This window comes from Gluconobacter sp. Dm-44 (assembly GCF_018256175.1).
Lineage (GTDB): Bacteria > Pseudomonadota > Alphaproteobacteria > Acetobacterales > Acetobacteraceae > Gluconobacter > Gluconobacter cadivus.
Genome location: NZ_JAERLZ010000004.1, coordinates 216,973 through 242,481 on the forward strand (window position 1 = coordinate 216,973; position 25,509 = coordinate 242,481).

Annotated in this window: 23 protein-coding genes; 10 read left to right on the forward strand and 13 right to left on the reverse strand. The window is 56.4% G+C overall.

Translation table 11 applies throughout. The features are described 5' to 3' along the window. Window positions 1-15 precede the first annotated feature (15 nt). The gene (gene hydA / locus JK213_RS07410) at window positions 16-1,434 is read left to right on the forward strand and encodes a dihydropyrimidinase (RefSeq protein ID WP_194262627.1); all 1,419 of its coding nucleotides are present in this window, start codon (window positions 16-18) and stop codon (window positions 1,432-1,434) included. 54 nt (window positions 1,435-1,488) lie between these two features. On the opposite strand, the gene JK213_RS07415 is transcribed toward hydA, so the two are convergent. Beyond that, complete coding sequence (locus tag JK213_RS07415; protein WP_194262626.1) at window positions 1,489-1,896, reverse strand: tautomerase family protein; 408 nt, start codon at window positions 1,894-1,896, stop codon at window positions 1,489-1,491. Window positions 1,897-1,921: 25 nt separating this feature from the next. Next, window positions 1,922-3,211: an aspartate aminotransferase family protein gene (locus JK213_RS07420; protein WP_228125540.1), complete on the reverse strand. Its 1,290-nt coding sequence runs from the start codon at window positions 3,209-3,211 to the stop codon at window positions 1,922-1,924. A gap of 226 nt (window positions 3,212-3,437) precedes the next feature. Here JK213_RS07420 and JK213_RS07425 point away from each other — a divergent pair, with 226 nt between their 5' ends. The 3 genes from JK213_RS07425 to JK213_RS07435 all read left to right on the forward strand — a co-directional run bounded on the left by JK213_RS07425 (window position 3,438) and on the right by JK213_RS07435 (window position 7,761). Then, on the forward strand, window positions 3,438-4,853 hold the full coding sequence (locus JK213_RS07425) for a PLP-dependent aminotransferase family protein (RefSeq protein WP_194262624.1): 1,416 nt from the start codon (window positions 3,438-3,440) through the stop codon (window positions 4,851-4,853). Window positions 4,854-5,376: 523 nt separating this feature from the next. Then, complete coding sequence (gene glf, locus JK213_RS07430; protein WP_194262623.1) at window positions 5,377-6,534, forward strand: UDP-galactopyranose mutase; 1,158 nt, start codon at window positions 5,377-5,379, stop codon at window positions 6,532-6,534. 135 nt (window positions 6,535-6,669) lie between these two features. Then, window positions 6,670-7,761 carry a glycosyltransferase gene (locus tag JK213_RS07435; RefSeq protein WP_211571322.1) on the forward strand — a complete coding sequence of 364 codons (1,092 nt, stop codon included), beginning with the start codon at window positions 6,670-6,672 and terminating at the stop codon, window positions 7,759-7,761. A 207-nt stretch (window positions 7,762-7,968) separates the two neighbouring features. Here the strand turns inward: JK213_RS07435 and JK213_RS07440 are convergent, their stop codons facing one another. After that, on the reverse strand, window positions 7,969-8,109 hold the full coding sequence (locus JK213_RS07440) for a hypothetical protein (protein WP_194262621.1): 141 nt from the start codon (window positions 8,107-8,109) through the stop codon (window positions 7,969-7,971). Window positions 8,110-8,113: 4 nt separating this feature from the next. After that, complete coding sequence (locus tag JK213_RS07445; protein ID WP_194262620.1) at window positions 8,114-9,514, reverse strand: FAD-binding oxidoreductase; 1,401 nt, start codon at window positions 9,512-9,514, stop codon at window positions 8,114-8,116. Between the two features lie 591 nt (window positions 9,515-10,105). Between JK213_RS07445 and JK213_RS07450 the strand changes: the two genes are divergently transcribed. Both JK213_RS07450 and JK213_RS07455 read left to right on the forward strand, forming a co-directional pair. Then, window positions 10,106-12,253 (forward strand): TonB-dependent receptor, encoded by a 2,148-nt coding sequence (locus JK213_RS07450; protein WP_194262619.1) that lies wholly within the window; start codon window positions 10,106-10,108, stop codon window positions 12,251-12,253. Window positions 12,254-12,258: 5 nt separating this feature from the next. After that, window positions 12,259-13,503, forward strand: a complete 1,245-nt coding sequence (locus tag JK213_RS07455; protein WP_194262618.1) for an MFS transporter — start codon at window positions 12,259-12,261, stop codon at window positions 13,501-13,503. On the opposite strand, the gene JK213_RS07460 is transcribed toward JK213_RS07455, so the two are convergent. From JK213_RS07460 to JK213_RS07495, 8 genes are read right to left on the reverse strand one after another with little or no spacing between them, the layout of a single operon-like run. Further along, on the reverse strand, window positions 13,493-14,146 hold the full coding sequence (locus tag JK213_RS07460; protein ID WP_194262617.1) for an aspartate/glutamate racemase family protein: 654 nt from the start codon (window positions 14,144-14,146) through the stop codon (window positions 13,493-13,495). The genes JK213_RS07455 and JK213_RS07460 overlap by 11 nt on opposite strands. Continuing rightward, window positions 14,136-14,972, reverse strand: a complete 837-nt coding sequence (locus JK213_RS07465) for an ABC transporter substrate-binding protein (protein ID WP_194262616.1) — start codon at window positions 14,970-14,972, stop codon at window positions 14,136-14,138. The genes JK213_RS07460 and JK213_RS07465 overlap by 11 nt, the downstream gene beginning before the upstream one ends. A gap of 11 nt (window positions 14,973-14,983) precedes the next feature. Continuing rightward, window positions 14,984-16,441 carry an amidohydrolase family protein gene (locus JK213_RS07470; RefSeq protein WP_194262615.1) on the reverse strand — a complete coding sequence of 486 codons (1,458 nt, stop codon included), beginning with the start codon at window positions 16,439-16,441 and terminating at the stop codon, window positions 14,984-14,986. Continuing rightward, window positions 16,438-17,322: a polysaccharide deacetylase gene (locus JK213_RS07475; RefSeq protein WP_194262614.1), complete on the reverse strand. Its 885-nt coding sequence runs from the start codon at window positions 17,320-17,322 to the stop codon at window positions 16,438-16,440. Before JK213_RS07475 ends, JK213_RS07470 begins: the two co-directional genes overlap by 4 nt. Window positions 17,323-17,346: 24 nt before the next feature. Then, complete coding sequence (locus tag JK213_RS07480) at window positions 17,347-18,129, reverse strand: amino acid ABC transporter ATP-binding protein (RefSeq protein WP_194262613.1); 783 nt, start codon at window positions 18,127-18,129, stop codon at window positions 17,347-17,349. Next, window positions 18,126-18,962: an amino acid ABC transporter permease gene (locus tag JK213_RS07485; RefSeq protein WP_194262612.1), complete on the reverse strand. Its 837-nt coding sequence runs from the start codon at window positions 18,960-18,962 to the stop codon at window positions 18,126-18,128. The genes JK213_RS07480 and JK213_RS07485 overlap by 4 nt, the downstream gene beginning before the upstream one ends. Further along, entirely contained in the window at window positions 18,959-19,771 is an 813-nt protein-coding gene (locus JK213_RS07490; RefSeq protein WP_194262611.1) for an ABC transporter substrate-binding protein, read from the reverse strand. Before JK213_RS07490 ends, JK213_RS07485 begins: the two co-directional genes overlap by 4 nt. Further along, entirely contained in the window at window positions 19,771-20,724 is a 954-nt protein-coding gene (locus JK213_RS07495; protein WP_194262610.1) for an N-carbamoyl-D-amino-acid hydrolase, read from the reverse strand. The genes JK213_RS07490 and JK213_RS07495 overlap by 1 nt, the downstream gene beginning before the upstream one ends. Window positions 20,725-20,874: 150 nt before the next feature. Here JK213_RS07495 and JK213_RS07500 point away from each other — a divergent pair, with 150 nt between their 5' ends. Continuing rightward, window positions 20,875-21,768, forward strand: a complete 894-nt coding sequence (locus JK213_RS07500) for a LysR family transcriptional regulator (protein ID WP_194262609.1) — start codon at window positions 20,875-20,877, stop codon at window positions 21,766-21,768. 3 nt (window positions 21,769-21,771) lie between these two features. Here the strand turns inward: JK213_RS07500 and JK213_RS07505 are convergent, their stop codons facing one another. After that, window positions 21,772-23,088 (reverse strand): dihydroorotase, encoded by a 1,317-nt coding sequence (locus JK213_RS07505; RefSeq protein ID WP_194262608.1) that lies wholly within the window; start codon window positions 23,086-23,088, stop codon window positions 21,772-21,774. Between the two features lie 200 nt (window positions 23,089-23,288). Between JK213_RS07505 and JK213_RS07510 the strand changes: the two genes are divergently transcribed. From JK213_RS07510 to JK213_RS07520, 3 genes are read left to right on the forward strand one after another with little or no spacing between them, the layout of a single operon-like run. Beyond that, complete coding sequence (locus tag JK213_RS07510; protein WP_211571323.1) at window positions 23,289-24,164, forward strand: D-amino-acid transaminase; 876 nt, start codon at window positions 23,289-23,291, stop codon at window positions 24,162-24,164. Window positions 24,165-24,199: 35 nt separating this feature from the next. Next, window positions 24,200-24,553 (forward strand): RidA family protein, encoded by a 354-nt coding sequence (locus JK213_RS07515; RefSeq protein ID WP_194262606.1) that lies wholly within the window; start codon window positions 24,200-24,202, stop codon window positions 24,551-24,553. Window positions 24,554-24,592: 39 nt separating this feature from the next. After that, complete coding sequence (locus JK213_RS07520) at window positions 24,593-25,492, forward strand: delta(1)-pyrroline-2-carboxylate reductase family protein (protein ID WP_194262605.1); 900 nt, start codon at window positions 24,593-24,595, stop codon at window positions 25,490-25,492. Window positions 25,493-25,509: the final 17 nt, after the last annotated feature.

Genomic DNA, 25,509 nt, shown 5'->3' on the forward strand with positions numbered 1-25,509 from the left:
GTGCAAGGATAAATCATGCTCCTCATCCGTGGTGGCACCGTCGTAACGGCCGAAACCTCCCACAGGGCGGATGTCCTGTGCGACGATACACGCAGGATCGTCGCCATAGGCCCTGATCTGGAAGCGCCCTCAGGCTGCGACATCCTGGATGCAGGGGGCCTGCTGGTCATGCCCGGCGGGATCGACCCGCACACCCATATGGAAATGCCCTTCATGGGCTCCATCGCAAGCGAAGATTTCTATACAGGCACCTCCGCAGGCGTCGCCGGTGGCACGACGACCATCATCGATTTCGTCATCCCCGAACCCGGACATTCCCTGCTCGGCGCATGGAAAGACTGGCGCCAAAAAGCGGAAAAATCCGTCTCCGATTACTCATTCCACGTCGCGGTCACGCATTGGGACGAGAAAGTCCACGAAGACATGGGCACCCTGACCCGGGACTGCGGCGTCAATTCCTTCAAGCACTTCATGGCCTATAAAAACGCCCTGATGGTGGATGATGACGTCCTGCTGCGCTCCATCAGCCGCGCGCTTGAACTCGGTGCCTTATGCAACATCCATGCGGAAAACGGTGACGCCGTCGCCTATCTTCAGGCCGATCTCCTCAGTCGCGGCATCACCGGCCCGCAGGCGCACCCCCTCTCCCGCCCGCCCGCCGTGGAAGGAGAAGCCGCCCAGCGTGTCATCGCCATCGCAGGACTGCTCGGCGCCCCGATCTACATCGTGCATGTCTCAACACAAGAAGCCACCGCCGCCATTGCCGCGGCCCGCGCCCGCGGTCAGCGTGTCTATGGCGAAGTTCTGGCCCAGCATCTCGTAATCGACGACAGCGTCTATGAAAACCCGAACTGGCTCGGCGCGGCTCAACATGTCATGAGTCCGCCCTTCCGCCCCAAACACCATCAGAAAGCCCTCTGGGCCGGGCTGGCTTCCGGCCAGCTTCAGACCACTGCCACCGATCACTGCTGCTTTTGTGCAGGACAGAAGGAACAGGGTCTGAACGATTTTACGAAAATTCCGAATGGCACCCCCGGCATCGAAGACCGGATGAGCGTCCTGTGGCACCACGGCGTGCGGACCGGAAAACTGACCCCGCAGGAATTCGTGGCCATCACCTCCACCAACACGGCGAAGATCTTCAACATCCACCCCCGCAAGGGCAGCGTCTCCGTAGGCGCGGACGCCGATCTCGTCCTGTGGGACCCGCAGGCCAGCCGGACGGTCTCGGCAAAAACCCACCACCAGAATGTCGATTACAACATCTATGAAGGCCTGACCCTGACCGGTCTGGCCCGATACACCATCAGCGGCGGCAAAATCGTCTGGGCCGATAACGACCTGCGCGTCACACGCGGCGCAGGCCAGTATGTGGAGCGGCCCTGTTTCAGCCCGGACATGCAGGCCGCTCTCCACCGCAAAGAGACTCCCTGAGCTCAAACCCGGATCAGGGAAGCCCTGATCCGGAAACGCCAAAGTCTCAGGCGCTCAGTCAGGCTTCTTTCCGCCCAGTTCGCCCGTCAGAAACTGGGCACGACCATAACCGAAAGACCAGTGGGCATCTTCGTTCTCGACAACGGAGATCATCACGTCCGAAGGCGCAATTCCACAGTCGGCCTCCAGCCGCTCCACCAGCAGTCGATAAAACAGCGCATTGGCCTCTTCCCCGCGCGGCCGACTGAACATCTGCAACAGCACGACGTTTCCGGTCCTCGGAATATCCAGTCCCGTATCCTCCACAATCATGCGCGACGGCTTGTGCTCCGAAACGATCTGATAGCGGTCTCCCCGCGGCACCTTGAACGCCTCCAGCATGGCCTCATGGGCCGCATCGAGAAGCGTCTTGATTTCACCGTCGGAACGGCCTTCGACAAGATGGAAATGCAGAAGTGGCATGTCATGTCCTCACTGGGTATGGTGTTCAGGAAACGGACTGGATCAGACGGCGAACACCATCGATCATTCCGCGAAGCTGCTCTGGCGTCGAAATAAACGGCGGTCCAAAGGAAATCGTATCGCCCGTGCAGCGCAGAAGCAGCCCTTCGCGCAGACCGCGCTCGAAAATAGCCAGCCCCCGCGCACCGGGCGCCCCCTCGGCAGGGAACAGATCCACCCCCGCCGTCAGCCCTATATTGCGGATGTCCTTAACGGCCGGCAGATCGCGTAACCCATGCACGGCCTCTTCCAGAACCGGCTCCAGCGCACGGACCCGCGCGAAAAGGGATTCTTCTTCCATGACATCCAGAACCGCATGGGCCACCGCCGTCGCCATCGGATGGCCGGAATAGGTATAGCCATGCGCAAACTCGATGGCATTTTCCGGGCCGGTCATGAACGTGTTGTAGATTTCATCCGTCACAATCACGCCCCCCATGGGGATAATGCCGTTCGTGACCGCTTTGGCGAACGTGATCATGTCCGGCTTCACGTCGAAACGCTGCGCCGCGAAGTTTTCGCCCATACGGCCAAAACCCGTAATGACCTCGTCGAAAATCAGCAGGATGCCGTGTTTCGTGCAGATCTCACGCAGCTTTTGCAGATACCCCACAGGCGGCACGATCACTCCCGTCGATCCCTGCACTGGCTCCACGATCACCGCCGCAATCGTCGACGCATCATGCAGCCCGACCAGACGCTCCAGATCTTCGGCATGATCCGCGCCCCATTCCGGCTGCCCGCGCGAAAACGCCATGTGTTCGGGATTGTAGGTATGCCGCAGATGATCCACCCCCGGCATCATGCCCGAAGCGAACATCTTGCGGTTCGGGACAATCCCGCCAACGGACATGCCGCCAAAACCAACGCCATGATAGCCGCGCTCACGCCCGATCATGCGAAAACGCTGCCCTTCCTGACGCAGCCGATGATACCCCAGCGCAATCTTCAGCGCCGTATCCACCGCCTCGGAACCGGAATTGGCGAAAAAGACATGATCCATTCCATCTGGCGCCAAGCCCGCGATCCGCTCCGCCAGATGGACCGTCTGCGGGTTCGTCAGCTGGAACGGCGGCGCATAATCCAGCGTCTCGGCCTGCGTCTTCAGCGCCTCCACGATCCGGGGGTGCGCATGCCCCAGCGGCGAACACCACAACCCCGAAAGCGTATCAAAAAGCTCCGTGCCATCCGGCATATAATAATAAGGCCCCTTCGCAGACGTCAGAAGCCGCGCCTGCGGATCGGCCCGAACCCGACGATTGGCCGTAAAGGGCATCCAGTACGTACCCTTGCGGAGGGTCTCGATACAGTCAAATTCATTGGTCAGCTTCGACACGATACGCCTCACAGACTGATGATGGGTGCATCCATGACCGGCCCTGATGCGCCAGCGCCGTCACATCTGAAAAAGGCTATCCTGAATAGGAACGGAACTGAATATATACAGTCAGGGAAATATGAGCCTAATCTGTACTGCCAGAACGACCGGTACAGTCAGCACCATGATCCAGCCCCTGATTCAGACAGACCCCCATTCCCCCACCCCGCTCGTCACCCAGATCGTCCAGCAGGTCAAAGCCTTCGTCCGCAACCACGACTGGACACCCGGCACCCGTCTGCCCTCCATCCGTCACCTTGCCAGACAGTGCAGTATCAGTCCTCTTACCGTTTCCAATGCCTATAACCGCCTTGTCGCCGATGGTGTTCTGGAGGCCCGACGCGCCAGCGGGTTTTTCGTCCTCAGCCAGGAGCATCCACCGACTGATGGTCTCGTCGCGCTTGCGGACATCACTCCATCCATCGACTCCTCATGGATGCTCCAGCGGGCTTATGAAAACAACGCCTCCATCATACAGGCGGGATGTGGATGGTTGCCGGACAGCTATCTTTTCCGCGAAGGGATCCGTCATGCCCTGACGGCTCTGGGGCGTCGTCCCGATCCGGAGATGTCGGGCTATGGTAATCCTTATGGCCATACCGGTCTTCGGGAGCTGATCCGTTTGCTCCTGCTGCGGCAGGGCATCAGATGTGACCTGTCGGCACTCATCCTCACGCATGGTGCCAGTCAGGCTCTGGAGCTGAGCATCAGATGTCTGACCCAGCCGGGAGACACCGTTCTGGTGGAAGACCCCGGTTACTGCAACCTCTTCCCAGCTCTTGAAGCCCTTGGCCTCCGGACGCTCGGCATCCCGCGCCTTCACGATGGCCCCTGCCTGGCGACACTGGAACGTATTGCCAGAACGGAGCAGCCGAAAGCCTTTATCCTCAACACCCGGCTGCATAACCCGACCGGTACGAGTTGCAGCCCCTCTGTCACGCATCACGTTCTCAGTCTGGCCGAGCGTCATGATTTCATGATTATTGAAGATGACATTTTCGGCGGTCTCGCGGATGAGAATACCCCCACTCTGGCACATCTGGACCAGTTACACCGAGTCATTTTCATCAGCAGTTTCTCAAAAACGATTTCGCCGGGACTGCGGGTGGGGTTTCTGGCCTGTCCTCCGACAATCTCAGCCCGGATCCTGCGCCTCAAGATGGCCAGCAGTCTGACAAGCAGCTCCATGAACGAAGCCATCGTCCATACCATTCTTGCAGACGGACGATACCGGCTGCATTTGGAGAAATTGCGGGAAAAGCTGACCAACGCTCGAAAAGCAGCCATATCGTCGCTGGAAACTGCCGGCCTCGAAATTTTCTCATACCCCGACGGTGGCATGTTCCTGTGGGCCCGCTTTCGCACAGGGCTGGATCCTGTCCCAGTTGCCCGGAAAGCTGCAGAACAGGCCATCATGCTCGCCCCAGGTTTTCTATTCAGTCCAGATCAGAATCACACTCCATGGCTCCGTTTTAATGCCAGCCAGATGCATGCCCCACAGCTTTTCCACTTCCTGAAACGGCACTGCATCATCCGGTGATTGTCTTGGATAAATACTTTTCTGTGTTTTTTAAATTAATGAGAAGTTCAGCTTCTACGAAATCTGGCACAATAAAATGAAGCACGACGATCCAAAAAGTCGTCCATGTCTTTACATTTTCCCGCAGCATTAAGGACAGCCTGAACACTACGCTCGGAGACACTGTCTCATCTGTAGCGTCGCTGAGATCGTTAACCGTGATCTCGCACTTCCTCGCCAAATCCTGTTGAGAGTCGTGGAGACAGAGTACAAGGCATCTCCACAATTGAGTGGCAGATCAGATCTTTATTATCTCATTGAATTCAAGACACAAAAAGAGAAATTCTTCCTTTCGGCAGTAAAAAAGAGCGCACATCTTCCGTCAAGAACGGACCGACAACACTACAGGCCCCACATAGAAAACCAACATTATCGTTAAATAGTTATTAAAGTAACCATGATCACGATAATAAATTGACACCTATCTTCAACGAATTTAAATTATAAAATAATTATGTATTAATCCTTTCCAAGGAAAATCACATTGTCACTATCTTTCTGTGTTGTCGGAGCAGGTTTTAGCGGAGCCGTCATAGCCCGCCATCTTGCAGAACAGGGGTATAAAGTCACTCTTGTTGACGAACGCTCGCATATCGGTGGCAACTGTCATACAGAACGCGATGCAGAAACTGGCATAATGGTGCATCGGTATGGCCCGCACATTTTCCATACTTCCGATCAGCGCGTTTGGGATTATGTGAGACGATTTGGAACATTTCATCCCTATATCAATCGCGTTAAAGCCATTTCACAAGGGAGCGTCTATTCTCTCCCGGTCAATCTACTCACCATCAACCAATTTTTCAGAACTGTTATGGGGCCCAAAGAGGCCAGAGAGTTTATCGCCGGGAAGGCTGACAAGTCTATTGTAGACCCTCAATCCTTTGAAGAACAAGCATTAAGCATGATAGGACCAGAACTCTACCATGCCTTTTTCCATGGATATACACGCAAGCAATGGGGCTTAGACCCCAAGGAATTGCCAGCATCCATCCTTAAAAGACTTCCATTGCGTTTCAACTATGACGATAATTATTTTAATCACACGTATCAAGGAATGCCGGAAGAGGGATACACCTCAATAATACAGAATATTCTTAACGTTGACGGTATTGAAATCAGAACCTCCTGTTCTTTTGAAGAAATTGATGAGAAATTTTCCCACGTTTTTTATACGGGGCCGATTGATCGTTATTTTAAGTTTGAATTAGGTCGTCTTGGGTACAGGACGCTCGATTTTGAACGATTTACTGTCGACGGAGACTATCAAGGGACTGCCGTTATCAATTATTGTGACGAGCAGGTTCCTTTTACGCGAATCTCTGAGCACAAACATTTTGCACCATGGGAGCAAAATAAATTTTCAAAGACGGTGTGCTTTAGAGAATATAGCAGACTTTCTGAAAAAAAAGACGTTCCTTATTATCCGATCCGGCAAGTCAATGAGAAACGCATGTTAAACAGTTATATAGAGCTTGCCCAACAACAAAAGGGCATCTCTTTTCTTGGCCGTTTAGGAACTTATCGTTATCTTGATATGGATGTCACTATCAACGAAGCCCTCATGGCTTGCGATCAAATCGATAGCGCTTTAAAAACTTCACCTTCAAACATCCCTTCTTTCTTTATCGATCCGCGATGAGGAATATTCGAAACTTCTGGTTGCCAAAGCCATGGCCAGAGCTCCTTCAATAAAAGTTTTTACTGAAGTCTTGAAAGTAAAAACTTTGGAATCCACTGCTCTTTGCCCAAAACCCATCAAAAATAGAGGTAAGTAATGATCAGAGTTTTTGTCCAGATGAGCTATGGATATGGCGCCAGAAACTGGAATAACCGATTCCGTCAGGGAAAGATTCTCGGCACCAATGAGCCTTATGCTTATGGATACCACCGAGCCAATTCAGATAAAATTAAAGTAACATACTCTGAAGATATCGTAAAAGAAAACCCGATTCAAAAATCTGTTCGCTATGCTGCACGGTTAATACTTGGCTTCGATTTTATACAGGTCTGGAGAAACCGCAAAGAAATCGCAAACGGAACAGATGTGGTTTGGACCTACAATGAATCGCAGACACTTGGAGTTATGCTCTTAAAAAAATTATTCTCTCTGAATAAGATTAAAGTTATCGGACAAAGCGTATGGCTGATTGATAAGTGGCCTAAAAATAAAATTAGGCAAATGCTTTATCGATGGCTCTTGAGGGATGTTGATGTCCTGACTTTTAATAGCAAAGTAAACTCTGACATTGCAAAAAGAATGTTCCCGAATAACAGAATTGAATTTACAAAATTCGGAATACGCTGCGACGAAATGATTCCGTATTCTGAAAAAAATACGGGAAATATTATAGCTGTTGGTAACGATCGTTCACGAGACTGGAATACGCTCGCTGTTTGCGCCTCTCATATGAAAGATGAGAAATTTTTCCTCGCTACACAAAGTGCCTCCGCAATCGCCATTGCGGGCAAGCACCCCAACATGATCATTGCCGGCTTAAAGACCAATGATGATATGGCTTCTTTCTATGATAAAGCTATTCTAGTTATCGTTCCATTGGAACGTAATAACTATGTAAGCGGCCTGACGGTTGTAGAGGAATCTGGAGTTATGGGTGTTCCATGTATTGTAACCGATACTGGGGGGCTTAGAGACTACTTTAATGATGACATGGTCTATTTTGTTCCTCCCAACGATCCAGAAGCGCTACGTAATGCTATAAAATTTCTTTTGGACAACCAGGATAAACGTGCGCAGATGGTAAAAAATATACAAGATTATATGAAAAATTCTCTCAACAGTGAAACCTATGCAAAAGAATATGTTGATATCACCATGGATCTGAATAGATCATATCATTGGATATAAGTTTATCTTTAAATAATAAGAATATTACTTTTATATTTGAAATAGCTGGACGGCATGGCTCTTTCGTGAACGTCTGACGCAGTGTGGCATTGGAAGGCTCTTCGGGTACTCAATGCCATACTGCTCAACGCCGGTTACTTGCCTATATCGGGCGGGTCGATATCATCTATACTATGCGTCACTTTCTGTTTTTGGAGAGGATTCACGTCATCGCGTAACAATCCAGAACCAAGGCTCTACATTTTGCAACAGATCCACGACAAAAGCACCATCGATTAATAGTTTTTCAGTCCCTCCATTTTGTGAAATAGGTTCCTGATTTCCATAATTTTTCCAGACATCATTCATGAGACTATGACCTTCCGGGTAAAGTCTTGCCGGGATTCAAAATCCCTTTGGGATCAAAGGCCGTCTTGATGGCCAGCATCATGTCCAGAGCTGAAACGTTTTTATGCCGCGCCATGGAAGGCAGTTTGCAAAGACCAATACCGTGCTCCGCCGAAAATGTTCCACCCATGTCAACTGCGAGTGCATCAATAGCAGCGCGTAAAGCTGCTTCGACGATAGGATCGTTTTTTGAAGGCCACACCGTATAATGGATGTTTCCGTCTCCAAAATGCGCGACAGCAATATCACTAAATCCGGGATCAATCGCCCTCATTATTTCTGGAATGCGGTCCATATATTCCGCGATGCGTTCCAGCGGTACGGCAATATCGGTGTCAATTACCGGGTGCCTGTGAAAAGCGAGTTCAGCAGCAGCCTCTCGAAGCGCCCACATCTCCTGACGTTGCATATCGCTTTGTGCGATAACGGCATCCGCCAGGATCCCCCGCTCCAGGGCGTCAGCCAGCACTGTTTCCAGAAGTTCTTCCAGTGCTTCATTTCGCACGGTTGCAAGCTCCACCAGTAAAACCGCAGGATAGGCGGTATCGAAAAACCGGCGCGCGGTCGGCATGAGTTTCTCATATCCGGCAACATAGTTGCGAGACATGAATTCGTAAGCCGTCACTGCATTTCCCGATGCATCCTGAAAAGCATTCAGCAATGCAGGCGCTACTCTCAGATCCTCAAGCGCGACGAGTGCGGTCGCGTGATAGGCCGGACGAGGATGCAGCTTCATGATGGCCGCGGTGATGATCCCGAGTTGCCCTTCCGCTCCGATGATAAGATCACGCAGATCAAAGCCGGAATTGTCCTTTTTCAAGGCTGTCATAAGATCGAGGATGCGTCCATCCGGCAGCACGACTTCAAGCCCAAGACAGAGATCGCGCACATTCCCATAACGCAGGACATTGCTTCCTCCCGCATTGGTGGAGAGCACCCCTCCCATCATCGCCGAACCCGCAGCACCGAATGCGAGGGGGAAGGTCAGCCCGTCTTGTTCGACAGCCGCATCCAATGCTGCGACAATCACACCCGCTTCGACAACGGCCACGCGGGCATCGCGCCTGATTTCGCGAATTCTGTTCATTCGTTCAACGGAAACCAGAATGGACCCCGGACCGTAAGCGCCTCCATTGAGGCCCGTATTTCCGGCAATCGGAACGACAGGAATACGGTATTGATTGGCAAGACGAAGGACGGCCGCAACTTCCTCGCACGTTCCGGGACGAACGACGGCAAAAGGTCTGCCTTCGAACTGTCCTGTCCAGTCCTTCGCCCAGCGATCCGTTTCGTTTCCCGTAAAGATCTGCTCTGACCCGACAATCGCCTGCAATCTCGCATGAAGCGCCTGTATGCGGGCATCCATTTCCATCATCATTCCCGTCCTGAACTCATATTTCGATCCATACGCCCCTCAGTCCTCACCACATCCGTCGAATATTTGTTCCGAAAACCGGAGATCATACGGACGGCCGAACTGCATTCCGCCAAGCTCGTGCCACTACATATTCCAGAGATTCTTTATGCCTGATCGTTTCGATCAAAACTTTTTTCAAACACCTCATACAGGCGGTCAAGGGGTATAAGCTGAATAAATACTGAGAGGTCCAATTCTGATTATACCAGTGGATTTAGAGCGAGATTCTGCTGTTTGTATCGCTTATCGTTTCAGCATCACACCAAATTCCCTGGCTGGAACGGAACTGCCGATATGCTGACGAAAAACGGTTATAAAATCCTTCTTCTGTCGGGTTGTGCGCTGTACTTTCAGCCGTCGCTCGCGGCATCGAGCACAAAAAGCGGGAAACCTGCTTTCATACACAATGCTCCGCGAGCCAAAGCCACTCTCCCCCAGACCAAGAAAGCTGCGCCTCCTCATAAAGACGAATATATCTCGGTCCATAAACAGGTGGTTGGCGCCAACGGTGTTACGAACACGACACCGGGCGGAGGCCTCATGCCTGTCCAGACGGCCGCAAAATCAATCAGCGGCGTCTCGCGTGACTATATCGCCAAACAGTCCCCAACAGCCAACGCCGTCACCCTGCTTGCGATGAGCCCCGGTGTGGTTGTTTCGACGAATGATCCTCTTGGCCTCAGTGACCGGATGAACGTCTCCATTCGTGGTCTGAACCAGACCGAACTTGGCACGACTTACGAAGGTATGCCCGCAGGCGACCGCCTTTATTACACGCCCTTTGCCACCGAATGGTCCGATACGGAAAACATCAGCCATCTCGACGTTTCTCAGGGCTCTCCTGATATTGATGCACCTGTCTACAACTCGGTAGGCGGGCAGATCCGGGCTTCGGCGCGGCAGCCTTCCCGCAAAGCTGGCGGATATATCGACCTCAGTGGTGGTAACAAATCTCTCAACCGGCAGTTTATCCGCCTCGACAGCGGCGAAATCGGACATACCGGGATTCGGAACTACACATCCTTTTCCCATACGGAAGTGAACAACTGGCGCGGGTCAGGCAATACGAAGCGCTACCATGTTGATAGCCACTTCCTGAAGGAATGGGGCCATAACAGCATCGCCCCGTTCTTCGCATGGAACTGGATGCGCACGGACGTCTACACCAATCCGACCCTCAGCCAGTGGAAGCAGTACGGTATTTCCTACAATTATGCCGGAAAATACTCTTACGGAACCTCTAATTACTACAAGCTGCGCTTCAACCAGCGGCAGAACGTCATCGCCGCCATACCGACGGAGTTCGAACTCCTGCCGGACCTGACATTCAAGATCACGCCGTACATCATGTATACGCGTGGCTTCATCAACAGCGGCGCGAACGTTAACGGGAATTCGATGTTCGTCGGAGACCAGTCGGTCGGCACGGTACAACTCCCCTACAGCGTCAACAATGTCGCCACGGTGGAAAACGTCGATGCCTATACTCAAACTGCAGGAGGCCAGAACGCGACCCTGACCTGGAAGCATAAATTCAACACGCTTCAGGTCGGTTACTGGTACGATTACTTCGACCACAACGAAAACACCTCGTACACGCCGGTCGAACCGAACGGCAACGTGATGAACGAGTATGGCGGCAATCCGATCAAATCGTCTTCAGGAACGGTTATCGGGACCTATAACGGCCATCTCATCCAGCAGACAAACGCCATTTTCATCAACGACACGATGAAATTTTTCAACGATCGCCTCGTGCTGAATGCCGGGTTCAAAGAAGTCATGGTCTCCCGCCATGCGACCAGCGCGCTGCCTGGGCCGACTTATGCCGTCAATAAAAACGATGCCGAACCGCTACCGCAGCTTTCGGTCAGCTATCGCATTACGCCGCATGACCAAGTGTATTTCAGCGCCTCGACGGCTTTCAAGGAACCGGCCGCACTGAGCGCCTATGTCGACATCTACAGCGCCACAACGGGGAAAAAGACCAGCAGCCATTCGAGTAATCTCAAACCGGAATATTCGATTTCCGAAGAGATTGGATACCGCCATTACGGCGCAGTCAATTTCTCGGCGGCAGCGTTCAATTACAATCTGACCAATCGCCAGATTTCCAGCATTACATACGTCAACAACAGCCCGCAATCCTTCTCGGTCAATGGTGGCGGCCAGACGATCCGTGGCGTACAGGCGGAACTGAGCCTTCCGGCATGGCATCATTTCTCTCCGTATATTTCGGGTCAGTACCTCCATTCCGAAATGGGCAACAATATTCAGGTCGGAAACGACTACCTGCCAACCAAGGGGAAAGCTTCGGTTCTTGCCCCGAAATTCACCGGCTCCATCGGTCTGAGCTATGATGACACCCGTTTCTTCGGGAACTTCACATTCAACTATGTGGATTCACAATACAGCACCTTCATGAACGACCAGAGCATTCCTGCATTCAAAACGGCCAATCTTTCGGCTGGCTATCGTTTCCAGAAAATCGGGCCGGCCCAGCATCCGCAGATCCAGCTTAACCTGATGAATATCGGTGACGAGCATTATCTGTCCGGCGTCAACGGCATTGCCACAAATGCCCATGCGACAAAGGGTATTTTCGGGACGGCGATTGCGGCAGGTACGCCGACCTATTACGTCGGGGGCGATTTTGCAGTCGCATTCTCCCTGAGTTCCGACTTCTAACGACGATGCACATTTCAGATGCTCCCCTGCCCGTCCGGCATGGCATGGTGCAGGCAGGGCGGCACTGGAATAATCCCTGGCTTGTTCTTGGACTGGTGCTGCTCCCGGCAACATTTCTGATGGCCATCGATAAACAGACGATGGTTGTCATGGCGCCCCGCATCCAGAGCAGCCTTGGTTGCAGTCTGGGGCAGATCAGCAACATCATTTCCGCTTACTCCTTCACCTATGCCCTGTGTCAGCTTCCGGCCGGGTGGGTATGCGGCAGGCTGGGAGCGGCCCGGACTTATGCACTGGCGTGCCTGTTCTGGTCCTTCGCTCTGCTCGCCACTGCATTTGCAAGCACGATCTGGGAGTTGGTGCTGTGCCGCGCCCTTCTCGGCATGGGTCAGGCGCCGGACTGGACCGCCGCCCTGATGACCGTGCAGCAACGTTTTCGCACCACTCATCGCTCTTCTGTCATTGCGATTCTTCTGGCAGCGCTTTCTTTGGGGGCAGTCGTCGGCGCACCTCTTTCGGTTTTTCTCATGACGTCGTTGTCATGGCAGCTATGTTTTGCGATCTACGGAATAACCGGGGTCCTGCTCTTCGGCATCCTTCTGGCCTATGCCCTGAAAGCAGAAGACCCTTCCATACAACAACAGCAGGCAGTTCCGGTGGAGCCGTTCGCTCTGTCCCGCCTGTATACAATCGGAGGGGCCTATTTCTGCCTGATGGGGGTCGAAGGATTCTTTCTGGCGCTGTTTCCCCTCTATCTGCGGAATATGTTCCATCTGAACATGAGCCATGTCGGGTGGTATGTTTCCGCCTCATACCTCATTATCCTGCTCTCAAAGCTACTGGGAGGCTTTGCCTCGGACCAGCTGCTCCACGCGGGCCTGTCGCAGTGGAGCGCCCGTGTCCCGCTCGGAATTGCTGGTCTTGGCGGGGGAACCGCCTTTCTTGCTGTGGCCCTGATGACATCACGCAGCGCCGCTATGCTTCCGCTCGCACTTGTGGCCGCAGCCTTTCTGGGGCTGGGTCAGATTTCGATCTGGGCCTGCGTGCAGGAATTTGGAGGATCATCCACGGCACAGCTGTCGTCGTGGACGCAGTTCTTGGGAAACCTGTCCGTTGCCGTGGTGCCGCTCGCCATGTCCTGGAGTGTTACGATCCTGGGAAACTGGGGGATGGCTGACGGATTTCTGGTCTTTCTGGGACTTACGGGGATTGGGGCTCTGGCCTGTGTCCGAGCGCCCATCAGGACCTGAGGGTGAGGTCTCCGATCAGGAGAGCAACGGCGGCGCGGGTGGGTTCGATCACGGGGCGCTGGCAGATATCTTCCAGATACGGCTGAAAATGCGCCATGCCTGCACAGCCCATGAGGATCGTGTCCGCGCCCTGATCGACAAGGCGTTTTGCCGCATTAACCATCCTGTCGAGCAGAGCATGATCCGTGGCTCCGGCGGCTGTGGTGCCGATACCGAGACTGCCGACATAGCGCTCGCTCACGCCCATCCCGCGCACCAGACGACGCTGACGGAAGACCGATTTTTCGGATAGGGCGATAATGCCGAAGCGGTCTGCGCGGGTCAGGGCATGCAGGATCGCGCTTTCCCCGATCCCACGGACCGCAGCGCCCGGCGTATTTTCGCGCGCGCCCGCAACGCCCGGGTCGCTGAAACAGGCAACGGCGTAAGCCTCGGCCGGATTGGCGCGGATGGCACGCTGGACCATGGGTGCCACTTCGTCCGCATCGCTCTGCAATGCAACACCGGGCGGGGCGTCGGGAAGATCGATCACATCGATCCGAAAAGGCGTACGACTGCGCATCGGGGCAAGCGCCGCATCAATCGCACGCGTCACCTGAGACGAGGAATTGGGATTGATGACGAGAATACGGTCAGGGAGCATGATCGGTACACGCCTTGGGAACGGGTTGTGTGGGAAGGGCCGCACTTTCGGGCAGGTGCCATTTATGGATCAGGGCAAGATAGGTGCCGTCCTGCTGCAGGGCTGAAAACGCTTTTGAGACGCGGCAGGTGAAGTCGGCGTCTCCTTTGGGCAGCCCGATCCCCAGCGGGGACAGATGGAACGGCTCGCCTAGCGCCTGAAGCGTGTGGCCGCTGATTTCAACCGTCCAGGGAAGTGTCAGGCTGTCCTGCAGGGCCGCGACCACGCGGCCTTCGCGGAGTTGAAGCCGCGCATCCGCCGAATTTTCGGTCGCGAACAGGAGGACAGGCGGACGTTTTTTGGCCGCGCAGTTGCGGTCGCTCCAGGCCAGAAGCTCGGCCGGGACGGAGGTCACGCGGCTGGCGGCCACCCGGCGGCCGCAGAGTTCGGGAAGGCTGGAGGGGGCGTGAGCATCGCCGGAGAGCGTTACGAACTGGAAACCCGATTGCAGGTAATCAACGAAAGACACGCTCTCCCGCCTTAAGGGCGTATCCACCATGCCGTTGAAAAACATCCTGATCCGGCCCGTTAGAAGGGACGGAATGAGCTGTGCGAAGCCCGTCTCGACCATCCGGGGTGTCATGCCCATCCGCTGGCTCAGGGCCGTTGCGAGATCGACATCGAAGCCTTCGAGGTCGCCCGTTGTGGTGTCGCGCATATCGAGCGGTGGATAGCTGGGATACAGCCCCAGCGGGAGATCAGGGGCCTCGGCTCTTGCGGAACCGAGACCCAGCAGCGCGGTGACCGCGAAGGCGCGCCACAGAAAGCGCGCCACAGACGGGGGCATCGCGCAGCACGTCATCGGCGGATCGGGAAGGTCGGCGGCACGAGCGTGTCCACCGAACGGCCCAGTCGGTCACGCTGGGCGACGGAGCCCACGATCCGCGCCTGCTCCTCGACCAGACGGGCGGTCGCGCCTTCATAATCCATCGTCAGCACCCTCCCCTTCTCCACGACCTTGCGGCCCGCCACATAGACGGAGTGGATGGCGCGGTCGTCAGCGGAGAAAATGAGCGAGCGTACCGGGTCGATCGAGGGGCGCATCATCGGATGCGACAGATCGACCAGAACCAGATCGGCCGGGCCGCCGGTTTTCAGGCGGCCGATATCATCCCGTCCGAGCAGCGAGGCGCCGACGCAGGTCGCGGCATCGAACACGTCGCGCGTGGAGACGGCTTCGGGGCTCTGTTCCTGTATGCGACCCAGATAGGCCGTCAGACGCAGATCGTCGAGCATGGTGTGCGGATAGGTGTCGGTGCCCAGTCCGATGCGGATTCCGGCGCGTTTGTAGCGTCCGAAATCCTTCAGGACGTAACCGCGACGGGCGAAAACCGTGGCGCAATGGGCGACGGCGGCCTCCCGGCTGGCGAGGATGTCGAGGTCGCGTTTCGTGTGCCAGGGCGTGGAGGGATGGTCATCCAGAAAGATCGCATGTCCGACAATGCTGCGGCGGGAGAGCACGCCCAGACTGTCGAGCCACTGAACGGGCGTCATGCCGTGGCGGCGGGTGATTTCCTGAAACTCGACGATCGACTGCGCCGCATGGGTCTGCCACGGCAGGTCGCGCTTTTCTGCGACGGCGAATGAGGCTTTCAGGATTTCGGGCGAGCAGGTGTCGATCTGGGCCGGGACGATCATGCCGGACAGACGGCCCGATGCGTGGGCCTCGGCTGCGTCCACGGTTTCCAGCGCTTCGTCCATCGAACGCTGGCCGCCGTCCTCGCTCCAGCTGTAATCGACGGTATAGCCGTTCGTGGTTTTCCATACCGCCGAACGGAACATCGGCCCCAGACAGACGCGCAATCCGCTTTCCGACGCCGCATCGAGCCAGCCGGCCCATGGGGTGGAGAGATCCACGACCGTAGTCACGCCCGAAAGCAGCATTTCGCTATAGGCCACGCGTGCGCAGTCGGGCTTGCTGGCGGCATCGGCGCGGAACACCGGCATGTATTCGTAAAGGGACGAATAGAACAGGCCGGGCGAGCCGAGTTCGTCAAACATGCCCCGGCTCATGGGTTCCGTCGCCGGGTGGGAATGGACGTCCACCAGACCGGGCATAGCCATGAGATCGCGCCCGTCCACATCGACCGGCAATGCGGCATACACGTCCGGCAGTTCCGATGCCGGGCCGGCGAAAACGATCCTGCCGTTCTCGATCACGAGGTCGGTGTCGGGCGCATAGACATGCCCCGCACTACGCTCGTCCCACAGAACGGCCTGTCGCAGGCCGGAAATGCGGATCGGACGGGCGGTCATGGTGCGGTCGACCCGGCCGCTTCACACGCCTCGAAGTGACGGGCGATCTGCTCTCCGGTCGCGATCCAGACGTCACGACATTCGATCGTGTAGAACAGGAAATTGCGCAGCAAACGCAGGCGCATCGGACGGCCGCTGACCAGTGGGTGCAGGACGGTGCCGACCATGGCGCCCCAGGCGCGTGTTTCGTCCAGCTCGTCCTTCCACATGGACAGGACATGTTCTTTCGGGAAGATCGAGCGCGCGCCAAAGCGGGTGCTGAGACCGTGCATCCAGTCATCGAAACAGGAGGACGGCGGGAGTTCGACGACGCCCGGCGTAAGATCCGGCAGGACCTGGCGGTAGGGACGCACATCGTCGCGCCACGAACTGGAATAGAGCATGCCTTCGCGCTTGAGCGCCGTGCGCAGTTCATCGCAACTTTCGCCATAGGGCGCTCTGTAGCCCACAGGGCGGACACCCTGCTTGGCCAGTGCCTCGAAACCGCGTGCCAGTTCGTCCTCGATATGTGCCGATCCGGGATCGGGCAGCAGGTGATGATAACCGTGATGGCCGACTTCATGGCCGTCGCGCAGGACGCTTTCCACCATCGACGGATAGGCATCCGCGGCCCAGCCGGTCGTGAAGAACGTGGCCTTGAGGTCCAGTTCGCGCAGCAGTTCGAGGACCTTGGGCAGTCCGACGCGGGCTTCATAACCGCCATAGGACATCGAAACGAGTTTGTCCGCGTGGGACGGGTCCTTGCTGGTGATGGCGCTTTCGGCGTCGATGTCGAAAGACAGCATCATCGCGGCCCGCATCCCGTGCGGCCATGGAAATTCCGGCGCTGGACCCGCGAGGTTCGAGGGGCGGATCGGAACATCATCGTAGCTGCGAATCATGGGAGTATCTCCGCTTGGAAAGTATCAGGCTGTTGATTTCTGGCCGAGAACCGCCGCGAGGAACGCGCGTGTGCGGTCTTCGCGTGGGGTTCCGAAGAAGTCGGCGGTCGGGGCGTCTTCCAGAATGACGCCGCCATCCATGAACAGGATGCGATCGGCGACTTCCCGGGCAAAAGAGAGTTCATGGGTAACGACCAGCATCGTCACGCCGCTGGCCGCGACGCTTTTCATGACGGCCAGAACGTCGCCTACGGATTCCGGGTCGAGCGCGCTGGTTGGTTCGTCAAACAGCATGACGGCAGGCTTCAGCGCCAGAGCGCGGGCGATGGCGACGCGCTGCTGCTGACCGCCGGACAACTGCCCGGGATAATGATCCGCGCGATGCTCCAGCCCGACGCTGCGCAGAAGCTCCAGCGCTTCGGACCGGACTTCCGCAATCGCGCGCTTCTGCACGCGGACCGGCCCTTCCATGACGTTTTCAAGCGCCGTCATGTGCGGGAACAGATTGAAGCGTTGGAAAACCATACCGGCCAGACGCCGCTGACGGGCAATGTCATGCGCGCTTCGGGGGACCAGTCGTCCGTTGCGTTCCCGGAGACCGAGCAGTTCGCCGTTCATGACGATCAGTCCGTTTTCCGCTGTTTCAAGCTGGGCGATGCAGCGCAGCATCGTCGTCTTGCCTGACCCGGAACCGCCGAGGACACAGACGACTTGTCCCGGAGGAATATCGAGCGACACACCGCGCAGAACGGGGTTCGCGCCGAAGGATTTGTGCAGGTTCCTGATCCAGATCGCAGGTTCGGTCATGAGGATTTTCCTCGCGAAAAGCGGCATTCCAGCAGGTGTTGCAACGGCGAGAGGACAGTCACGGCCGTGAGGTACCAGAAGCCTGCGACGATCAGCAGTTCGATCACGCGCGTGTTGGCGTAATAGATCGTCTCCGCATTGTGCAGGACTTCGGGATACTGGATGAGGCTGGCGAGTGAGGTCAGCTTGATCATGTTGATGAATTCGTTGCCAAGCGGCGGGATGACTGTCCGGAAAGCCTGCGGGAAGATGATGCGTCGCATGGCCATCAGGCGCGTCATGCCGATGGCGGAGGCGGCTTCATACTGTCCGCGATCCACGCTCTGGAAACCGGCGCGGAAGATTTCGGCGATATAGGCAGCCTGATTGAGCCCCAGCCCGAACAGCGCCGAGAGGAACGGCGTCATGAGATCGACCGTCCGGTACGAGCCGATGCCCGGCAGGGTGACATGCGGGAAGATCAGCGCGAGGTTGAACCAGATCAGCAGTTGCAGGATGACCGGCACGCCCCGGAACAGCCAGACATATAGTCCCGAGACGATGCGGGGCAGCCACGCTGTGGACAGCCGGCCCAGTGCCAGAACAATACCCGCGACCATGCCCAGCGCCATAGCGCATATCGCCATCAGCAGCGTGGCGCCAACGCCGCGCAGGATGGACGGCACGAACAGGAACTGACCGACATAGCGCCATTCGATCTGCCCGACGGCGAACGCATGAATGATCCAGGCACAGAGGGCGAGCAGCACGACGCCCGAAGCGATCTGCGTCCATGCGATACGCCCTCCGCGCGGCAGGGCAAGAAGCCGGGAAGCCTCTGTCGTTCTGGTCATGGTATGGATCCGTCTGAGTCTGTAGTGGGGAGCGCGGCATCTTCAAGGGACCAGCGCTGGAGAAGGCGCGCATAGGTTCCGTCTGCCCTGAGATCGGCAAAAGCATGAGCGACCTGCGTTTTCAGGGCAGTGTGCCCCTTGGGAAAGGCCATCGACAGAAGCATGTTCGACAGGGGATTTCCAAGTCTGCGAAAGGCGTGATGGGTGATGTCGATAAAATATCCGACCGTCTCGCCCCCCTGCACCATGGCCGCGACGCGCCCCTGAAGGAGCTGTATCCGGGCGTCGGCCCCGCTTTCGGACGGGTAGAACACCATCGCGGAACGTCCCTGCGCCTCGCAGTGGTCGTGACTCCACTGCCGGATCATGGACGGAAAGGACGTGGCGCGGCTGGCGGCGACCTTTCGTCCGCACAGCATCTCGGGGCTCTGGACTTCGCCCTCTGAAAGGACGAGGACCTGTGCGCCGGATTTGAGATAGTCCAGAAAATCCAGAAAGGCGCGGCGTTCGGGACGGTCGGAAAATCCGCTGAGGATCATGTCGGTACGGCCGCTCTGGACCGAGGGGATCATTTGCGGGAAGGCCGTCTCGACCCATTCGGCCTTCACGCCCATGCGGGCCGCAAGGGCATTTCCGAAATCGATGTCGAAACCGGTCAGGCGGTCCGTGACCGGATCGCGGAATTCAAGGGGCGGATAAATCGGATTGACGGAAATCCGGAGCACTCCGGAAGACGCCTGTGCGCCCTCCACATGCCCCCAGAGGAGACAGGCCGTCAGAGACAGGAGTGTCCGGAATGCCGACGTCATCAGCCGATTTCGTCCTCCGGGTAGACGACGCCCGTCTGGCTTGTGATGCGGGTATACCATTGTGGCCGCCGGTGTGCCTCGAAGTTGAACATCTTGGTCTTGCCCTGCTGGCAGAGATCAAGATCACAGTCCGCGACAATCACTTCATCGGCAAGGGTCTCGGTCTGGGCCACGATCTGACCGTTCGGATCAACGATGCAGCTTCCACCGATCAGGCAGGACCCGTCTTCGTCGCCTGCCTTGGCCACAGCCACGGCCCAGCAGGCATTCATGTAAGCATTCGCCTGCGCAACGAGCTGGGCATGGAAGGTGCGCAGATCAGCGCTTTCGGTATCGCCACCGTTTGGATCATAGGCGGCGGAATTATAGCCGACGCAAAGCAGTTCCATCCCTTGCAGAGCGAGCGTGCGCCAGGCTTCCGGCCAGCGGCGGTCATTACAGATCAGCATGCCGATAAGGGCATCGGACCATTCCGCTCCAGCCCGATAAACCGGAAAACCGAGGTCACCATATTCGAAATAGCGTTTTTCAAGCTGCTGGAATTTCGCGCCAGCCCGGGGTTCGACCGAACCCGGCAGATGGACCTTGCGATACTTGCCAAGGATCGTGCCATCACAGGCAACAATAATACTGGTATTGAAACGTTCCCCTTCCGGAGTCAGTTCCGCATAACCAACATAAAAGCCGATACCGAGCTCTTTCGCCCGATCGAACAGAGGCTGGACGTCAGGATTAGGCATGGAACGTTCATATTCCTTCAGAAGCTCCGCTCCTTCGAGCAGCCACCGCGGGAAGAATGTCGTAAACGCGAGTTCGGGATAGACAACGAGTGTGGCGCCTTTTGAGGCGGCCTCTTCCAGCAGGGCGATCATGCGCTGGACCGTTTGGTCTCGCGTATCGGCTTTCTGTGTCGGCCCCATTTGGGCTGCGGCAATCCGAATGATCCGTCCCATAGTCATTTTCCCTCGTCCGGGTCTCATTTATGGCCCGATGGCGAACTTTTCCGCGCATCTGCCGGTCACAAATTCATTGCCATTTTGTTTCGGTTCGCTCAATAATCCGGCTAATCAGATATCCCTCTCTCATATTCAAAAAACTTATAGATGAACCTGCGCCAGATCGAGATTCTCCGGGCAATCATTCGCCATAATACAACCGTTGCAGCCGCGCGCGTTCTGGGGCTGTCACAGCCTGCGATCAGCAACGCCATCCGCACGATGGAGGATCAGGTGGGCTTCGCCCTGTTCCAAAGGGTCAACAATCGGATCTACCCCACACCTGAAGCCACGATCATCGTGGATGACGCGGAGGCAATCTTCGATCTGCATGAACGGCTCGAAGGCCGGATTCAGGATCTCCGGGACAGCCGCGCGGGGCAGCTCCGGCTCGTGGCCACGCCGCCGATCGGCTACGGCATGCTCGCAACGGCGATCCAGCGCACGCAGTCCCTTCGGCCGAAAATCCGGACGTATTTCGATGTCCGGCGCTATGAAGGCGTCGTCAACAGTGTGGAAAGCCACAAGGCGGAACTGGGATTTGCGCTCGGCTTCAGTGGCAAGCCGGGACTGGCGTCGGAAGTGCTGTATCGCGGAGAAATGGTCTGTGTCATGCCGCCGGGCCACCCACTCACCGAAAAGCGGCAGATCCGGCCTTGGGACCTGCGGGACTATCACTTCATTGCGCTCGAATCCGGCACAAAACTTGGGGAAGCGACCCGAGCCGCGTTCGATCAGGAAGACGAGGGTTTCACCTTCTCTGCCGAAGTCCGCTACGCCAACACAGCCTGTACGCTTGCGGAGGCCAATGCGGGGGTCGCAATCGTGGACCCGCTAACGGCCTCGTCGGGGCGCTTCAAACTCGTCAGCCGCCCCTTTGCACCGGCCATTCCCGTTGCCGCGTATGCAATATGGTCCGAGAACCGCTCTCTTTCGCGGCTTGGACGCTTTTTTCTGGAGCGCGTCCGCGAGGTTGTGACCGATCTTCCCAAAGAGCCCTGAGGGTCAGAAAAAGGACACGACCGCACCGCGGGGCGATCCAATGATTTCGTTCTCGCGCATGACGGTCTGACCGCGAATGACCGTCATGACAGGCCAGCCGGTGCAGGACGTCCCTGCAAACGGGGTCCAGCCACAGGGAGACGTGATCCAGCTCTCCTCAATCGTCCGGCGATGCGCGAGATCGACAATCGTGAAGTCCGCGTCATAGCCCGGAGCAATATGCCCCTTCCCGACCGCCCCATACACGCGCGCGGGACCAGCAGACATCAGCGACACCATCCGCTCAAGCGGCAGACGGCCGGCATTTACGTGATCCAGCATGATGGGGACAAGCGTCTGCACACCCGTCAGACCCGCAGAAGTCAGCGGCCAAGGGCGTTCCTTGGCTTCACGGGAATGGGGGGCGTGATCGGAGCCGATGCAGTCCACATCACCTGCATTGACCGCCGCCCAGGATGCATCGTAGTGGCGCTGGTCACGGATGGGCGGGTTCATGATCGCATAACCCCCAAGGCGATCATAAACATCTGGGCCAACCTGCGTGAGGTGATTGACCAGAACCTCGACCGTTCCGATATCCTTGAAATCGCGCATATAGGCGAGTTCTTCCGCAGTGGAGACATGCAGGATATGCGTCTTGCGTCCCGTTTTCCGCGCCAGCGACATCAGGCGACGGGTACCAAGAAACGCACATTCGACGTCCCGCCATTCCATGTGCATGCGATAGGGCTGGCCGACAGAAAAGAGTTTTTTGCGTTCCTGAAGACGCGTTTCGTCCTCCGAGTGATAGCAGACGCGGCGGGTTCCGTTCCGCATCAGAGCTTCGAGGCTGGCATCGTCTTCCACAAGAAGATCGCCCGTCGACGACCCGGCGAAAACCTTGATGGCACAGACATTATCCTGAACTTCGAGCGTATCCAGTGTCTCGATATTCTTCTTTGTCGCGCCAACATAAAGCCCGATGTCGCACCAGCTTTTGCCCGGGATCATGGCGCGTTTGCGATCCAGAACTTCTTTGGAAACGACCGACTCAGCCGTATTGGGCATGTCGAAAACCGCCGTGACGCCGCCAAGAATGGCACCTTTCGTGCCATCATGGATGGTTTCGACACTGGCATCTCCCGGCTCGCGCAGATGGACATGGGGGTCAATGACACCCGGCAATACGTGCAGGCCGGTACAATCGATGACTTCGGTTGCCTCTGCGCGGCCGAGATTTCCGATGGCGACGATCCTGCCGTTTCGACAGCCGATATCGGCACGTTCCTGCGAGGAAGTAACGACAGTCCCGTTTTTCAGAATGAGATCAAAATGCTCCATGAGGGTCGCCTGCCTGTTCTACGAGTGATATCGGGTCGAAAAATACTCCATGGCATGCGCTGGTGCGTCCAGTGTCTGCTCTATCGGCAGTTGCCGGGCGGTATCACGCCGGTGAATAGCAGGTCCGGATATCCGATATGCCAGTGCAGGAAACTTCTTTTATACAGGATCTCAACAGACCGGCTTGCAAGGGAGGGATCGTGTCGACTGTCGACAACCGTATCGGGTTCGTACGGGGGGAATTCGTTCCTCTTCGGGATGCCGTCATTCCTGTCATGGATCGCGGGTTTCTTTTCGGTGATGGCGTCTATGAAGTGACGGCTGTCATCGAGGGGCGTCTTGTGGATAACGACCACCATCTCCAGCGTCTGGAGCGTTCTTTGGCAGAGATCGGAATTGCCAATCCGTTCAGCATTGAAGCATGGACCGGGATTGAAACCGAACTGATGCGGCGCAATGAACTGCGTAACGGGCTGATCTATATTCAGGTCAGTCGCGGCGTAGCAGAGCGAGCTTTCCAATATGCCGAGGGCCTTGAACCGACCGTAGTGATGTTTCCACAATTCTCACGGGTTCAGTCCAATCCGGTCATCGAAACCGGTGGGCGGATCATTACCGTGCCCGATCTGCGCTGGGCGCGACGGGACATCAAGTCCACATCGCTTCTGGCGCAGGTCATGGCCAAGCACGCCGTTAAGCAGGCTGGGGTCAACGAAGCATGGATGCTGGATGGCGACGAGATCACCGAAGGCGCTTCCTCGACCGCATTCATCGTCAGTGCGAGCAACGAACTGATTACGCGCAATCTTTCCCAGGATATCCTGCCGGGCATTACGCGCCGGACAATCATTGAAATTGCCAAACGTCATGGTCTGACAATCGCGGAGCGACCGTTTTCAAAGGCGGACGTTCTGGGCGCGACGGAAGTCTTTTACACAAGTGCCTCGACGATCGCCGTTCCCGTTATCGAAATGGATGGCGTGAGCGTTGGCGGTGGGATTCCCGGACCAGTCTTTCGCAGTCTCTATGACGCCTATTTGCAGGACGTCATGACGCTACCAGCAATCATTTTCTAAAACGCCCTTTTCCCCGAACATTAGGATTATCAGCAATGTCGATCACACGTCTGGATCCTCACGAGCGCCTCAGCGGCGCCGTTATCTGCAATGGCATGATCCATTTCGCGGGTCAGGTGACAACCGACGAAACTCTGGACACGGAAGGGCAGACTGCCAACGTCCTCCATCAGATTGATAGCCTTCTGGCACAGGTCGGCAGCCGGAAAAGCGACATCGTCTCCGTACAGATCTTCCTGACGGATATTTCCGAGATTGGCGCTATGAACAGGGCATGGGACGCATGGCTCGATCAGGGTGCCAAGCCTGCCCGTGCCACGGTAGAGGCACGTCTGGCGGACCCGGCCTGGAAAGTTGAAATGACACTGGTCGCACGCCTCGGATCCTGAAAGAGAATTCTGATTTCCTGACACCGTTCCGGAGCTTCCATGCGCATTCTTTCAGCCGATGAAACACGACAGGCTCTCCCCTTTCAACCGCTGATCACAGCGCTCAGGACAGCCATCACAGAATACCGGGACGGGACAATCATCTGCCCGGAACGCCTCGTCGTTCCAACAGCCGATCAACGCGGAAGCGTGCTGTCGATGGTGGCCTGTGGCCCTGATCTAATCGCCCACAAGCTGTTGACCATTTTCCCGGAGAATACAGATCTGCCAACCCTTCAGGGGCAGGTAACGTGCTTGGATGCCAAGGACGGACATTTTCTGTTCGCCCTGGATGGCATTAGCGCGACTGAACGACGTACAGCCGCAATTTCAATGCTCGGCCTGTCCTGTTTTCGTCCAAAACGCCTCGAAGACATTTTACTTATCGGAACCGGGGCACAGGCACGGGTTCATCTTGAAGCGCTGAATGAATTTTACCCGGGCCTTTCAGTCTCAATACGGGGAAGAAACGCGCAGCGCATCATGTCGTTGATAGAAGGCCCATATCCCGCCCTTCGAATTCAGGCCGAACGCGACACTGAAAATCAGTATGATGCTGTTATTTCCGTCACCAGCAGCCAGAAAATCCTGTTCGATGGGCAGGCTTCGCCGGAGACACTTGTTATCGGTGTGGGCGCGTATCGACCGGATATGATCGAGATTGGCCCCAATGTTGTCCTGAACAGTCTCTGCGTCGTCGATGATCCTGTTGGAGCGCCCCATGAAGCAGGGGATATTATTCAGGCTGGAAAAAACTGGCCAGACGTTGTTGCTCTTGCCGATTGTCTGCGGGGAAAGCAACCGCTAGGCCAGCCAATCTTCTTCAAAAGCGTCGGCTGTGCCGCATGGGATCTCGCAGCCTGTCGGCTTGCCTTGCAGTTGCTGCCAAAGTTCGCGTAACGGATTTTTTGCCCGTC

Coding starts and splice junctions, on each gene's coding strand:
- JK213_RS07490 (WP_194262611.1), bottom strand. CDS start 19,771: ATGACGTCGGCATTCCGGACACTCCTGTCTCTGACGGCCTGTCTCCTC.
- JK213_RS07440 (WP_194262621.1), bottom strand. CDS start 8,109: ATGAATGATGTCTGGAAAAATTATGGAAATCAGGAACCTATTTCACAA.
- hydA (WP_194262627.1), top strand. CDS start 16: ATGCTCCTCATCCGTGGTGGCACCGTCGTAACGGCCGAAACCTCCCAC.
- JK213_RS07455 (WP_194262618.1), top strand. CDS start 12,259: ATGCACATTTCAGATGCTCCCCTGCCCGTCCGGCATGGCATGGTGCAG.
- JK213_RS07450 (WP_194262619.1), top strand. CDS start 10,106: ATGCCTGTCCAGACGGCCGCAAAATCAATCAGCGGCGTCTCGCGTGAC.
- JK213_RS07420 (WP_228125540.1), bottom strand. CDS start 3,211: ATGCCCTTTACGGCCAATCGTCGGGTTCGGGCCGATCCGCAGGCGCGG.
- JK213_RS07445 (WP_194262620.1), bottom strand. CDS start 9,514: ATGGATGCCCGCATACAGGCGCTTCATGCGAGATTGCAGGCGATTGTC.
- JK213_RS07520 (WP_194262605.1), top strand. CDS start 24,593: ATGCGCATTCTTTCAGCCGATGAAACACGACAGGCTCTCCCCTTTCAA.
- JK213_RS07465 (WP_194262616.1), bottom strand. CDS start 14,972: ATGCCCCCGTCTGTGGCGCGCTTTCTGTGGCGCGCCTTCGCGGTCACC.
- JK213_RS07480 (WP_194262613.1), bottom strand. CDS start 18,129: ATGACCGAACCTGCGATCTGGATCAGGAACCTGCACAAATCCTTCGGC.
- JK213_RS07475 (WP_194262614.1), bottom strand. CDS start 17,322: ATGATTCGCAGCTACGATGATGTTCCGATCCGCCCCTCGAACCTCGCG.
- JK213_RS07415 (WP_194262626.1), bottom strand. CDS start 1,896: ATGCCACTTCTGCATTTCCATCTTGTCGAAGGCCGTTCCGACGGTGAA.
- JK213_RS07435 (WP_211571322.1), top strand. CDS start 6,670: ATGATCAGAGTTTTTGTCCAGATGAGCTATGGATATGGCGCCAGAAAC.
- JK213_RS07505 (WP_194262608.1), bottom strand. CDS start 23,088: ATGGAGCATTTTGATCTCATTCTGAAAAACGGGACTGTCGTTACTTCC.
- JK213_RS07425 (WP_194262624.1), top strand. CDS start 3,438: ATGATCCAGCCCCTGATTCAGACAGACCCCCATTCCCCCACCCCGCTC.
- JK213_RS07495 (WP_194262610.1), bottom strand. CDS start 20,724: ATGGGACGGATCATTCGGATTGCCGCAGCCCAAATGGGGCCGACACAG.
- JK213_RS07470 (WP_194262615.1), bottom strand. CDS start 16,441: ATGACCGCCCGTCCGATCCGCATTTCCGGCCTGCGACAGGCCGTTCTG.
- JK213_RS07460 (WP_194262617.1), bottom strand. CDS start 14,146: ATGCTCCCTGACCGTATTCTCGTCATCAATCCCAATTCCTCGTCTCAG.
- JK213_RS07515 (WP_194262606.1), top strand. CDS start 24,200: ATGTCGATCACACGTCTGGATCCTCACGAGCGCCTCAGCGGCGCCGTT.
- JK213_RS07485 (WP_194262612.1), bottom strand. CDS start 18,962: ATGACCAGAACGACAGAGGCTTCCCGGCTTCTTGCCCTGCCGCGCGGA.
- JK213_RS07500 (WP_194262609.1), top strand. CDS start 20,875: ATGAACCTGCGCCAGATCGAGATTCTCCGGGCAATCATTCGCCATAAT.